The sequence below is a fragment of the Pirellulales bacterium genome (assembly GCA_036267355.1).
Classification (GTDB): Bacteria; Planctomycetota; Planctomycetia; order Pirellulales; family DATAWG01; genus DATAWG01.
Genome location: DATAWG010000043.1, coordinates 38,559 through 52,670 on the forward strand (window position 1 = coordinate 38,559; position 14,112 = coordinate 52,670).

6 protein-coding genes are annotated in these 14,112 nt (G+C 59.7%); 3 read left to right on the top strand and 3 right to left on the bottom strand.

Annotated elements, in window-relative coordinates; genetic code table 11:
• Nucleotides 1-710 precede the first annotated feature (710 nt).
• On the bottom strand, nucleotides 711-2,828 hold the full coding sequence (locus VHX65_07560) for an ABC transporter ATP-binding protein (GenBank protein HEX3998388.1): 2,118 nt from the start codon (nucleotides 2,826-2,828) through the stop codon (nucleotides 711-713).
• Between the two features lie 376 nt (nucleotides 2,829-3,204).
• Here VHX65_07560 and VHX65_07565 point away from each other — a divergent pair, with 376 nt between their 5' ends.
• The 3 genes from VHX65_07565 (at nucleotide 3,205) to VHX65_07575 (ending at nucleotide 7,750) form a co-directional block, all read left to right on the top strand.
• The gene (locus VHX65_07565; GenBank protein ID HEX3998389.1) at nucleotides 3,205-5,949 is read left to right on the top strand and encodes a PQQ-dependent sugar dehydrogenase; all 2,745 of its coding nucleotides are present in this window, start codon (nucleotides 3,205-3,207) and stop codon (nucleotides 5,947-5,949) included.
• Between the two features lie 271 nt (nucleotides 5,950-6,220).
• The gene (locus VHX65_07570; protein ID HEX3998390.1) at nucleotides 6,221-6,817 is read left to right on the top strand and encodes a WD40 repeat domain-containing protein; all 597 of its coding nucleotides are present in this window, start codon (nucleotides 6,221-6,223) and stop codon (nucleotides 6,815-6,817) included.
• 3 nt (nucleotides 6,818-6,820) lie between these two features.
• Nucleotides 6,821-7,750 carry a WD40 repeat domain-containing protein gene (locus VHX65_07575; GenBank protein HEX3998391.1) on the top strand — a complete coding sequence of 310 codons (930 nt, stop codon included), beginning with the start codon at nucleotides 6,821-6,823 and terminating at the stop codon, nucleotides 7,748-7,750.
• Between the two features lie 200 nt (nucleotides 7,751-7,950).
• On the opposite strand, the gene VHX65_07580 is transcribed toward VHX65_07575, so the two are convergent.
• Both VHX65_07580 and VHX65_07585 read right to left on the bottom strand, forming a co-directional pair.
• Entirely contained in the window at nucleotides 7,951-10,230 is a 2,280-nt protein-coding gene (locus VHX65_07580) for a DUF5703 domain-containing protein (protein HEX3998392.1), read from the bottom strand.
• Nucleotides 10,231-10,691: 461 nt separating this feature from the next.
• Nucleotides 10,692-14,090, bottom strand: a complete 3,399-nt coding sequence (locus VHX65_07585) for a hypothetical protein (protein ID HEX3998393.1) — start codon at nucleotides 14,088-14,090, stop codon at nucleotides 10,692-10,694.
• Nucleotides 14,091-14,112: the final 22 nt, after the last annotated feature.

Consider the following 14,112-nt stretch of genomic DNA (forward strand, 5'->3'; position numbering starts at 1 on the left):
GTCTTTCTTCGATTTGCGCCCTACCCGCTCGCCGCATCTCGATCCGATGACTCGGCAGCCCACGGGGCAACTCCCGAATACGGCAAAAAAAGTTCTTCTAAAATATTCGGATTTGCTTTAGTTTGCACCGGTCGCTCGGATTCGAGAGGGCGGCACACTGTCTAGTTTTGCAACACGTGTTTAATTTCGCTACAATTAAAATGAAACAGGCGAGCTGGCGGCCACTTCTATTTGGGCCTCCAACTCGCCTGTAATTTTGAGCCGTCTGTCGCGAAGCGTTGAGTCAATTTCCTGCCGAATTCCGGATTCGACATTCGGTCAACCCTTCTCACGACAGACGCTTCTGCTCGACGAAAGGCGGCAAATTCGCTTGCCGCCCGCACAGAAAAAAGTCGCTTCCCGCCTCTTCTTCTCGCCGGCCCCGACTTCAAAGAATTGCCTCTTCTTTGTTTCGGCCCCGCGAACCTGTCTCAGAAAAAGACGAGCAAGGACGGGCGATGGGATAGCAAAATGCGTGCCGGGGAAGACTGTGAGGCTTGAGACTGTGAGGCTTGAGGTACGGAAGCACGACGGACGCTTCGCGTCCTGGCGGCGGTGAAAGTCGATGCGGTGTGAGATTTCCGGGCTGTGAGGACGCGAAGCGCACCTAATGCCTTCGTACCTCAAAGCCTCACAGCCTCAAACCTCACAGCCTCACGGCCCTTTTTGCCTTATGCAATCTCGCGGAACTGAATCTGGTAGAGCCGCCGGTAAAATTCGCAGCGCGATATCAGTTCGGCGTGCGTCCCCACGTCGATGCACTTGCCCGCTTGCATCACCATGATACGGTCGGCTAAATCCAGCGTCGCCAGTCGATGGGTGATGATGATGGTCGTTCGGCCGCGCGTGAATTGCTCGAGCGCTTTGTGGATCAATTGTTCGCTTTCCAAATCGATCTGGCTCGTGGCTTCGTCGAGGATCAGAATCGCCGGGTCGCGAAGGATCGCCCGGGCCAGAGCGATGCGTTGGCGTTCGCCGCCGGAGAGTCGGCCACCGAGTTGGCCCACCACGGTGTCGTAGCCGTGCTCCAGCCGGTTTTCGATGAAGCGATGGGCATGGGCTTGCTTCGCGGCTTCGATCACTTGCTGCCGTGTGGCGTCGGGCTGGCCGTAGCGAATGTTGTTGAACACCGTGTCGTCGAACAGCACGGGCTCTTGCGTGACGATGCCGATCTGCCGCCGCAGGTCGACAAGCCGGGCGTTTGCGATGGGGGTTCCATCCAGCCGGATCGTGCCGCTCGTGGGATCGAAGAATCGGGGGACGAGGTTGGCGAGCGTCGTTTTGCCGCAGCCATTGGGCCCGACGATGGCCATTGTTTCGCCAAATGGTATCCGCAGATCGAGGCCGTCGAGCACCGTCTGGCCGGGCTTGTAGGAAAAGTGAATGTTTTCGAACGTCAATTCCCGCGAATGCCGTGGCAGGAGGACGGCTTTTAGCGGATTGCGAATGGTCGGTTCCCGATCGAGAAGTTCGTAGACGCGATCGGCGGCCGCGGCTCCCCGTTGCAGCCGGTTGAACACTTCCGACATTTTTCTTGCCGGATCGCTGGCGCCGACCAACATGCCGTAGAACACGAGCAAGCCGGCCAAATCGAGCGGCCGATCGCACATCTTGATGCCCAACAGCCGCGTTTCTTGATTGAGCACCAGATAAGCGCCGCTGAGAATTCCCAAGCAAATCATGGCCACGCCCATCGCTTCGACCATTGGATGGCCGAGGGCGTCGTAGCGCGAGATTTTCATCGCCTTGCGATAAAGTTCCTTGCTGTTTTCGTGGAGGCGGCGGCGTTCGTAGCGTTCCATCGTGAAAGCCTTCACAATCTTGATGCCGCCGAACGTTTCCTGCAGGATCGTATAGAGTTGCGACATTTCTTCCATGGCCCGGCGATTCGCCCGTTTGAGGGCCTTGGAAAGCCGGCCGATGAGAAATGCCGCCAGCGGCGCAACCAGCAGCGACACGAGCAACAGCCGCCAGCAGATCCACGCGGCCCCGACCAGGCAGGCGACCATTTTCAGCGGCTCGCGAATGGCCCGGCCCATCAACACCTGCACGCCGCCGCCGACGCTATCGAGATCATAGGTGAATCGGCTCATCAATTCGCTGCTGCTGTTCTGACCGAAGCCGGCCAGGTCCATGCGCAGCGTGCGGCGATAGAACTGTTTGCGCAATTCGAGCGTCGTCATGAACGTGAGCCGGTCGACCCAAATCGAATTGAGCACCATGCACAAATTCTTGAACAACGTGGCCACCATCAGCACGCCGACGATTAGAATCAGCGTTCGGAACGGATCGTCGGGCAGATAGCGATCGATATAGGGCTTGAGGTGTTGCCGGCCGAGAAGTGTTTTTTGCTCGATATCGCGGGCGGAACGCAGGCCGCTGAGCGCGACCTGCATTTCTCGCCGGCCGGCCTCGGGAGCGTCGGCCAGGGCCTTTTCTTGGCGGTCGATTTGCCCATCGAAATCGACGATCCGCTTGGTCGAATCGGCGATTGCCTCGTTGACCCATTTTTGCAGCGACTGGCCGCCGAAGATCACCTGGATCACGGGATACATGCCGCCGATATTGGCACCCCACAGGAGGGCCACGATGAGCGCGCTGGCGAGCGTGCCGACGAGCGTCCATCGATGCCGCAGAACCAATTTTAGCGCGCGTCCGAAATTGTGCATCAATGAGCCGTCCGTGGCATGATCCCGATTGGTCAACGCGGAAAACGCTGCCCGTACAAGCGACATCCGTACAAGCGACACCGCCAAGATCGCCGCAAGCGAGCGCTGCGATTGCGGCAAGTCAGGTTAGGCAATTTGGCAACGCGGCACCTTGTACCAAATCACCTCGCTGGGGCCAAGAGAGGCACGGCGCTTCGGCCGGGGATCTGCAAGTCTTGCAGTGTTCTAACCAGATCGTTGCCCCGCTCGCCATGCCGCTGATTCAACGCCAGCAGGCGTGGCTGGCCGAGTTTTCGACCGCTGCCATTCTCGCGGCCGTTGCCGGATATTCGGCCGCGGACTGCACACCGCCGCCACGCTCGCAATTCGTCTTGTGGCTCGTTGGTCGTTCGTGTCCAATCGGAAGGCGAATTTGGGCGAGCGTTCGCGACGGGATAGAAATCGGGGGGGATAGCGACGGGAAGCTTCGTCTACCTCGTTTTGTTGGAGCGGCATCGTGCGATTGCCTGTGACAAAGAGCCTTGGACTATTTCTCTTGCTGGCGAGTTTTGCGCATCCGGCCGCGGCTGGGGCGCCGGAGCCGCCGAAGGTGCCGGCTGGTTTTCATGCTTCGCTCGCGGCAGAAGGGCTCGACGCCACGGCGCTGGCCGTCGCGCCGGATGGCCGGGTGTTTATTGCCGAAAAGCATGGCGTGGTGCGCGTCCTCGAACGCGATCGATTGTTGGCCCAACCGGCGGTCACGCTGAAGAACGTCGAAACGGACGACGAGCAAGGCCTCGACGGCATCGCCCTGCATCCCGATTTTGCGAAGAACGGTTGGCTCTATCTGTTTTACACCGTTCGCGGACCGGAAAATCGCGGAGAAGGAAAACTCGGCCGCTCGAATCGGATCAGCCGCTTCGCGATCAACGAAAGAAATCGTGCCGGCGAGGAATCGGTGATTTTCGAAACCGATCGGGCGGAGCATATCCACAACGGGGGAGCGATGTGTTTCGGCCCCGACGGCAAATTGTATGTCGGCTCGGGCGAAGTCACGCTCAACGACGGGGCGCAGCGGCTCACGACCGTGCAAGGCAAGGTGCTGCGGCTCAACGACGACGGCTCGATCCCGGCCGACAATCCGCTCATCAAGCAAACGCAAGGCAAAAACCAAGCAATCTATGCCTACGGCTTTCGACAGCCCTTCAAAGGCTCGTTTCAACCGGGCACCGGGCGATTCTATTTGAACGTCGTCAGCACGACGGCGAAGGAGGCAATCTTCGAGATCAAGCCGGGAGTCAACGGCGGTTGGCCCATGAGCGAGGGCTATACCGACGACTCGCGATTCGTGAATCCAATCTTCGCGTACGGCGGGATCGGCGGCTGCATCACCGGCGGCGCGTTTTGCAACACGCCGCAAACACAGTTTCCCAAACGCTACCAAGGCTTGTACTTTTTCATGGATTACATGTCGAATTGGATTCGCACGCTCGACCCGGCCGACCCGCAAAAGACCGTGCATCTGTTCGCGAGCAATCTCGACCGGCCGGTCGATCTGGCTTTTGCGCCCGACGGCAGCCTCTATTGCCTGAATCGGGGCAATGGCAACGGCAACACGGTCAGCGAGAAGGGCACGCTTTGGCATATCCGCTGCGAAGAGGATGTGCCGGCGTCGCAGCTCGCTTTTCTCGACGGACCGCGCGATTCGTTTCCCGGCGCGCTGCAACCCCGGACCGTAACGGTCGGATTGCAGGATGCGAAAGGGCGACTGCTGCCATTCGCCGACGGCCGAATCCAACTCGCGCTCCATCGCAATGGCCGCTCGTATCCGTATAAAACGGTGGCGACGGTGGATGGCGTCGCCAGCTTTCCCGATCTGACGATCGCCTGGGCCGGCAAGGGATATACGTTGATTGCGACGCGCGAGGGGTTGCCGCCGGTGACCAGCGAGCCGTTTGAGATTTTGGCCAAGGTCGCGCGGCCGGTCATTCGGCCGAGCAGCAATAAGTTCACCGGCCCGGTGACGGCGCTCGTAAGCTCGCCGACCGCCAATGCGGAAATTCGTTACACCCTGGACGGCAGCGCGCCGAACAAAAAGTCGGCACTGTACACAGGGCCGCTCGAATTCAAAGCATCCGCAAAGCTACGGGTGCAGGCATTTCGCGCCGGGCTGGCGGATAGCCAGGATGAATCGGTCGAGTATGCGATCCGGGCAGAAAAGCCGTTCGGTCTGCCGTATCGCGAGCCCCTGCATGGGCTGAAGCTGCCGAGTTCGTCGCAAGAGCAACCGCCGGCCACGCTCTCGGCCACCGGCGTGTTTGCCGACCTCGCGAAATTGCGGCCGCGGGCCGGGTTTGTTCCCTACGACGTGATTCAGCCGCTCTGGTCGGATGGCGCGGAAAAGCAGCGCTGGATTGGCCTGCCGGGCGACCGACGAATCCGCTTCTCGGACAACTGGGCCTGGGCATTTCCAGCCGGCACCGTCCTGGTCAAGAATTTCTCGCTCGCGCAGGCCGCCGGCGCGCCGCGCCGCTTGGAAACCCGGCTACTGATTATCGACGATAGCGAAAACGGCAGCTTCGGTTTCACGTATCGCTGGCGGTCGGATCAAAGCGATGCGGATCTGGTCGCGGAGGCCGGCCGCGACGAAACGCTCTCGGTCGCCAGTGGCGAGGGCACTCGGCACGACCAGGTGTGGCACTATCCAGGCCGATCGGAATGCCTGTCTTGTCACCGTTCGGACGCCGGCCGCGCGCTGGGCGTGAATCAGCGGCAGTTGAACCGGAGCTACGAATATCCTGGCACGCAACGGATCGACAACCAGATTCGAACCTGGTCGTATTTGCAAATGTTCGACGGCGCGCCGCGCGAGGATGAACTCAGCAAGTTTGCGAAACTGGTCGCCCTCAGCGATAAATCGGCGCCGCTGGAATTGCGGATTCGCTCGTACATGGATGTAAATTGCGCGCAATGTCATCGGCCGGGGGGCACTTCCGCCAACTTCGACGCACGCTTCGAAACGCCGTTGGAACGGGCGGATATCGTGCACTCCCCGGTGCGGAATGAATTGAATATTCCGGGCAGCCAAGTCGTGCGGCCGCGCGATCTGACTCATTCGATGCTCTATCGGCGTCTTACGAGCCAGATGCCGACGCAACGCATGCCGCCGCTCGCACGAAACGTGCTCGATCCTTTGGCGGTCGATGCCTTTGCGGAATGGATTGGCGCAATGGACGATAAAGGTCGCACGCCGAACCGATAGTTCACGCTCTCTCTTATCGCGGCCAAACTGCAAGACACAAAGGAGATCCGTGTGGCACTGGCTCTGCTAGTGTGAACGGCGGTAGAACCGATTTTCCCTTTCGACTTGCTTTAGGAAGAGACCGGAACACATACCCATATGCCAAATGGTGCATCGTTTTATCGCTTGATCTGTAAATATCGGGAGCATTGGAAACTCTTCCAACACGTGCCGCGCGGAATCAAGCCATGGGCAAAGGTTGTCGGACCGCAATCGCGTTTGCATTCATTGGATGCTTGTTGGTTTTGTCTTCGAGCGCGGCTCGCGCGGCGGATCCACCGCTCAATTTCAAGCTGAAAATTCCCTCCGCCGTCGCCTACGGCGCTGCGCGCTCGGCCGTCATATCACGCGACGGCAAAACGGCTGGGCCATCAGTCATCCGAAAGACGCGGATTTGTCGTTGGCCCGGTTCGACGCGGTAACCGGTCGGCTGGTGCGCAAATTCCCGTTCACCAAAGGCAACCTCTACGTGATCGGTGAGGTGGCGGTCGCCCCGAATCAGCGGATCCTCGCGGCCGCCGTGATGGTGAACGGCCTGCCCGGGCCACCTCGCGAAGTTTTGCAAGTTCGGCTTTGGAATCTGCTCAGCGGCAAAGAACTGCGCACCATTGAAAATGTCAAAGGAGGCGTCGGGGAGTTTGGCTTTTCTTCCGATGGAAGGATCATGGTCGCCAGCCAAGCCGCCTTCGCCGGCATCGACGACGGCAAAAGCTGGGAAGGACTTCTTCGAGTCTGGGACCTGGCCGCCAATAAGGTCATCTTTTCTCGAGAACAATTCGACGCTGTTCTGCATGCGGCGACGATTTCGCCCGATGGCAAAATGCTGTAGTGGGTGGCGGGAAAAACGCTGCATGCCACCGATCTAGCGACCGGCAAGGAGACAGCCACGGCGGACATGGCGGGCCGCGAGATGCCCAACAGCATCGCGATCTCGCCCGACGGCGCCACGATGGCGATGCAAAGCGTACACATGATCGAGATTTGGGACGTGGGCACGCTCAAGTCGCGAAAGGCCGTGGTGATCAGCCCGATCGGCGGCAATTGGCCGGCGTTCACCGCCGACAGCAAAACCGTCGCCTTTGCTGTTTATGAAAAAGTCTGCTTCTTCAATTCGCAAACCGGTGAGGCCATTGGCGCCATCACGGCCGCGCATCCGAAATACGTTCCTTCGAGCATGTCGATCTCGGGCGACGGCAAGACCATTTCAGTCGCGCAAGACGGCGGGGCGGACGTGGGCATCCAGATCTACGACGCCAGCCAACTCGAACCTCCGCCCGAGTTCAAATCGGCCGTCGACGCGCAAACACTTTTTCCTGCCCACATTCGAAAAACTAAACCGCGACGCGATTCGCTCGCCGACAAGATCGCGAAAGCCGAAGCCAAACGGGCCGCCGAAGCAGCCGCCAAAGCCGCGGCCGACGGCGCGAACACGCCGGCCGCTACCGGCGATTTGCCGGGCACGACTCAGGCAACGCCTGCGCCAACGTCCGGCGCGACATCGACCGACGCGCCGCCGGTGCGGACCACGCCGCCGATCGTCGTTAAGCCACATGCATCCGGGCCGACAAAATCCGGCGCGACCGCCGCCGCCGCGTTTGTCGGCCCGTGGACGGCGAATGAATCGCCGTTTCGCCTCGTCGTTCAGTGCGACCCACGGCTGACGATTGCGAGCGAGACCAGGCCGGCGCCGATGAGAACCGACCCGGCAATGAATCCGGATGAGCCGGCAGTGATATTCTCCATGCTCGACGAGGCAAGATAGAGGAAGCTCAATACCAATCCCCCCACGCCGGCAGCCATCGAGCATACCGCCAAAGCCACACAAGCGATTTGGAAGAAATTGAGTTTCTTGCACTCTTCAATCGGGCTCATGTTTTTCCTGTTCGGTTTTCGCCTGTGAACTGAGCGTCGGGCCTGCTTGGGCTGACGGCGCTGCGATGGCTGCCAGTTAGAGTGTGCCTGCTATTTTGAGCCGGCGATTACGACGTCGGCTTTCCGCTCCGCGGGCGTTACTTGCAGATCGACGACGTGGCCGTTGCGGACTTTGGCTTCGACCACGGTTTGATACGGCGCGTGTAGCTTGAATTCGGCGTTCCAATCGGCCGGCCAGGCGGGAATCAGCAGAATGCGGCGGCCGTTGCATTGCATCAACATCCGCTGCAAGGCGGTGCTGCCGGAGCCACCGTCGTCCATGTCGGGAATCCAATCGTTGCCGCCGCTCCAAAACCATTTGAACCGCTGGCCGCCGTAGTCGACGAACTTTCGGGTAACGAGATTTTGCGCATCGTCGGCCAGCCCGAGACACGCCGCGGTGATCGCATCCCACGCCCAGCAGACATCGCCGTGGAACCGGCGGGTATGGAACGTGTCGATCGCCAGATCCAAGCCCGAGAATCCGACGCCGTACAGCCGGTACGGAAAGATCGCATATTCCTCGGTGTTCTCTCGATTGCTCCTGCCCGCGTATTTCACCGCGGGAAGAAGAACGGGCTTATCGAACTTGAGATCGGCTGCCCGGCCGATGGGAATGGGCGGAAGATCGGCGAGTGTTTTCCGCCACATCGCCCGCTCGTCGGCCGTGGTCAGATCCTCCGGCAGCCCAATGAGCCGGGGCAAAAGGAATCGCAAGCCCGCGATTTCGGGCAGCGGATCGACCGCTTCGTGCCATGTTTCCAGCGATTGGGCGGGCTCAAAGTGGATCTTGCCGTGCGCGTCGCGCGGCCAGTGCTGGTCGTAAAAGGTGGTGATGGCGTCGGCCAGAGGCAAAAGCGTTTTGGCGGCGAAACCGCGATCTTGCGTCGTGTCGTATTCGTCGAGCATCATGGCCGTTAGCTCCAGTCCGCCGGACCAATACCAGCGGACATAGCCGTTGCGCACTTCCGTGCCCGGGTTGTCCCAGCCGAAGTCGCCATTGTTGGCGGTTCCCCAGAAAAACATCGTTTCCTGAAAGCACGCGCCGGCATGATGAAAGTAGAGCCACGTTTTGCCGGTGGCCATGGGCAGCGCATCGACATACATCTTGTACCAAGGGGCCAAAATGTCCCAATCGCCGCTCATCACGGCGGGCCAGTAGAGATGCCGCGTGTTTTGGAACCAGTAGTTGCTTCCCCAGGCGCGAAAGTCGGCGTTTACTTTTCTTCCGGCATGCGTTTCGTCGACGGTGAACAAGGCCCCGTTGAACTTGATCGGTAGATTGCCGCGGCCGCAGCAAGCGATCATGAATCGCTGGATGGCGTAGCTTTGGGCCACGGCTTCGGCGGCCTTCGAGCCCGCCACGTTGATCCAGCTTCGATTCCAGAATGCCTCCCACCAGCGATCGTGGGCTTTGCGCGCCGAATCGGAATCGACGGCGTCGGTCGCGGCGGTGAGTTTTTGCAATTGCGCGACCCATTCTTGCGGCGTGTCGGTTTGGGCGGTGAGCACGGAAATCGACAGGCGCTGGTGTTTGGCCGGCGCGGCGGAGCGGATCGAGCGGTCGCCGGCCGCGATTAGCCCGTCGCCTTTCATGCAGGCGCCGAAGGTCCGATGCTCGAGCGGATCGGGGCATTTTGCCAAGAGCGGCGAGAGATGCTGATTCTTCAGCACATCCGGATAGATCGAATGCACATCGCGGTGATACCAGACGACCTGATTGCCGTGCGGCGGCAAGACTGTGTCCGGATCGAACACGACCGGCACGTGGCCATCGTGAAATTCGAAGCGATCCTTGATTTCCTTGCTCGTGGCATCAAGCGTGATCGGCTTTTGTTCGTTGCGCCATAATTCCAGGCTGGCCTGCATCTCGAACGGTTGCGGCCCGCTGGCGTCGAGTTCGACTACGGGCCGATTCGCGTCGACCCACAGCCGGATGTCGATCGGCGAAGCGTTTCCGGCGTCGATGGCGATTTCGCCATGGCCGAGCCGCAATTCCTGTTTGAACGGCAAGCCCTTGGCGAACGGATTGGGGCTGAACTTGACGCGCACGCGCCCCAGCTTGAGCAGTTGGCTGTTCTCGCTGACGGCGTCGGACTTGGCGATATAGAACAGCAAATCGCCGTCGCTCTCGGCCCAAGCGTTGAGCGCGATGTCGCCGTTGCCGATCGGCATCGAGCCCCGACTGTCTTTGCTCGGCGAATCCCAGACGACATTGTAGCGGTCCGGGCTGCCGCCTGTTGCGGGTAAGCCGTCGTCAGCCCTCGCCGGGCCCGCCATTGCCACGGTGCACACAATCAACCAACTTGGCAAAACACGTTGAAATTTCATTCGTTGTCCGCTCTTTCGGATTGAATGTTGCCGCTCGTCCCACCGCATTCAGTTTGATTGCCCGCACGACTAGGACCAAGTCTTGGAAGTGGATTTTACGTGAATGCCGCGCGAGGGGCGGCGGCCCGGGTCGGCGGCCCGCACGAAGCCATCGGCGCTGAGCCGTTCAACGAGCGGCGCAAATTGTGAACGGCCCCTACCAGGGCCGGGCAACACCATTGCATCTCATTCCCCGGCTACACCGCTGGGCTGGGGGAATGAGCCTTTCAGGCTCGGACACGGCGCCGGGCCACGTCAAACGTCTCCGGTGAATATAGCGCAGCGAAGCCGGGCGACGTCTGTCAGAAATTTCCTTGCTGACGCGTCGGGCTAATGGGCCGATCGGCGAGTTTCGAGCATTATTAACGCAGGGCGGATGTCCGGCCGTCGGCCAACGGCCGTCAAACGGATCGGCCGGCCACTTATGTGGTGGCGTTGATGATTTCGATCATCTTGTCCAATTCGTTGATTCCTTCGATGCCTCCCTTGAGGCGCGTGAAGGGTTCGATGGCGATGCGAAGTTTCTTTCCCTTGGCGTCGAGATCTTCGAACAAGGTCGACGAATCGGCTTTCCATTGGCGAACGACGGAATGATATTTGTTGTCGCCCCCCAACGCTTCGAAGGCTTCGTAATCTTTGAGCAATGCAAGAACAGTCGGCAACCGGCTGCCACCGGCATAGTATTTCAGCTTGAGCTCTGCAAATTTGTCCAACCCGCCGAGGCGATCGAGTTCGTCGCCATTTTTTTCGAGGACTTTGTAGTCTCGCAGCGCGCGGTGCTTCTCGTTCGAACTATTTGCCTTCCATTTTGGAACTCGCGGGTCTTTCCGCGCGGCAAGCCGATTGAGTTCCGCGTCGCCGCCCGCGGCTTTGAAATCGAGATAGGTCGTCATCGCAGTGTGCCGGCTGAAGAAATCGGATTTCGTGTCGACCGTCGTATCGCCGGATTGCAGCATTTCGTTGAAAATGGCGTCGCCGCCCACATCCTTGTACGTTTTATATTTATTCAACGCGTTGATGCGCAGTTCCAAGGAGCCGGTCAGCTTCACCGAACTGTCGCCGGCGGCGATCATTTCCTTGATCGCCTTGTCGCCACCCAATTGCTCATAAACCGCATCTTCCGACGGCTCGTCTCGGTGGACCGCTTGCTGCTGCGGCGGTTGCTGGACGAGCGGTTTGGGCGGCGGATTGGCGCCGGGATCTTGCAGAATCTCGATCTTGCGTTTGAAGTCGAGCTTCAACGCAATATCCGTATTGACGGGCCAGCCGGCGGCCAGAAGGGCCTTGTCGCCTCCTAGCTGGTCATAAATTTGCTGGCGATTCGTCATTTCCGCATCGAAGGCCGGCTTGTCTTTGGCCGTCTTGACGATTTCGTCCATCAAGCTATCGAGGTCGGAATCCTTGGCGTCCAAGATCGTGGCGAAATCGAGGGCGTAGACCAAGGTCAATTGCGCGGGAGTCAGGTGCTTGGCCGCCTTCTGCAAGAATTTGATCGAGCGGCCGACGGCGTCGAAGCATCGCGGATCGACCGTGCCGTTGAGTTCGGGAGCGTCGTTTTCCAAATCGAGCGTGGCCTGCTTCATTTGAGCCACGATCTGGTCGGGCTTCATGTCGGCGATGGCTTTGAGCATCGCCGGGGTGAAGGGCTTGTTCGATTGGGGAAGTTGGCTGACGGCGTTTTCCGCCCCTTTCAGCGCGCGGTTTGGGCCCACCTGGCCGTTGGACGCCATCCCGCCCGAAAATGTCTTGAACAATTCGGGGGTTGGGAAGGAGAAGCCCCCGTCGATGGGCATTAGTTTCTTTTGGCCGCCTTGATCCTGGATCAAGATATTTCCGCAGTTTCGATCCGCCTGCAAGCTGACGAAATCGAGGATGGCGATTTTCTGCACGTCTTCGTCCGGGATCAGGGCCAGTTTCGACGGATCTTCGGTGGCCATTTCCAAGATATTGCCTTCGTTGGGAATGGCGCCTTGCACCGCGCCGACGCGTTTTTTGGCCTTGGAGCGCTCGCCCTTGGAAAATTGATCGCTTTCCAGATGGGCAACCGAGGTGGGGGCCACGCCGAAATCGAGCCCGGTGGAATTCTTGATCAAATCGTTGAATTTCGAGGTCAAAATTTCGCGTGATGCGCCGCCGCCTTCCACCATGCCTTCCTTGACGTTCTCGCCTTCCTTCGGCTTGAAGATGTGCGTCGGCTTGCCATCGGGGCCATTGACGAAGAACGAGTCGGATTCCCCCTTGCCCTTCGGCGGCTTCGCGCCGCCGCGGCGCAATCGGATCGCGATCTTTTCCTTTTCGCTGAGCGACGGGTCGGCCAGTTCCTTTTGCATCTGGGCCGCCAGCGCCAGCCGGGCCGTTTTTACGGCGTTTTGCACCTGCGCCTTGAGCGCCGAGTCGAGCGTCCGAGTCTTCTCCGCCGCCGCCAACGCTTCTTCGACGTTCTCGATCATATTGCCGGTCAGGTCGTTGCCATTCATGGTTTCGAGCGGCTTCGAGATTTTCAGCAGCCTGGCATCTTCGGCCGTATCGAGCCGTTTCTTCGCTTCATAGACTTGGAATTGGCAGATCGACTTGGTCGCCGGGAGGAGATGCGGCGATGATTGTTGCATTTCGTCGACTTTGGCGATCATCTCGTAGGTAAGACCGTCGCCGGCGGCGGCCTTGAGCACATGAGCCGCGGCAATCGCCTGATCGTTGGCGGATTTGACGGTTTCCAAAACCGTCTTTGCCCGAGTGAGCATGTCTTCGGCGGCAGCGACGCGCGTCTTGCCTTCCTTGGTGAGCGCGTTCTTGTGTTCGGCCAGATACTTCTGTGCCGCCGTTTGCAAACCGGTCACGGCCGTCGAAAGGCCGGCGATCGTGCCGGTGCCGGACTTCAGTTTTACTTGCTCGGCCAACACATTCTTCATCGCGGCGGTCACGGCCGCGAGTTTGGATGCTCCGCCATCCGTATTGGCGTCGTGCCCATCGATGGCTTCCTGGGTGATCGTTCCGTCGATCGTGGCTTTGATCTCCGAAAGATTGGCCCCATCGATCGCGGATTGGATGGCGGCGTTGTTTTTCTCGTTTTGCGGCGTCTTGTTGGCGGCGAACGCCTTGAAGATGTTTTCCATTTCGCCGACGCGTTTGCTGGATTCGGCGACCGCGAGCTTCGAGCTGAGGATCTCGACTTTAGCGATTTCCGATTCGGCCAAATCGTAGTCGGCGCCTTGCATCGCGCCGGCCAAGGTTTGCTTGGCGGTGTGCAGCGAGGCCAAGGCGCGTTGCAAATCGTCCGTGTCTTGCGGCGCCTTCTCGGCGCGTTTGAGATCTTCCTTGATCGCCTCGAGCCGGGCGGTAATCGCTTTCTTTCGCTCGTCGTTCGATTTCACCGGCTGCTTGTCTTTCGACCCACTTTGTCCCGGCAGCGGCTGATCGTCTTTCGGCTTCAGGTCCTCCGTCGAAGCCACGCGCAGCTTTTGCACCGCCTTCGTCAGCACTTCCTGCTCGAATTTTTGCCGCTCAGGGGTGAGATTCTTGGCGTCCTTCAGAAACTGCGTGGTCGAACGCAGCGACTCGTAGATCTTGGCGTAGGCACCGGCACGCTGATCGCCGGGCAGCTTTTTCACGTCGCCGATTTGCTGTTCCCAACTCGAAAGCGGCGGATATGGAGCCACTTTGCGCGGCAAGGCCCGCGGTTTTCGCTTAAGCGCTTCGTCGGTCTCGAAACGCAGTTTGCGAGCCATCCGCGGATCGAGACCGTAAAACTTGTTGTTCCACTCGAGCATGACCGAGGGATCGACCTTCGTGTCTTTCTGCGGTTGCTTTTGGTCGGTGGCCATGATCGGGTTCCTTATCGGGAGC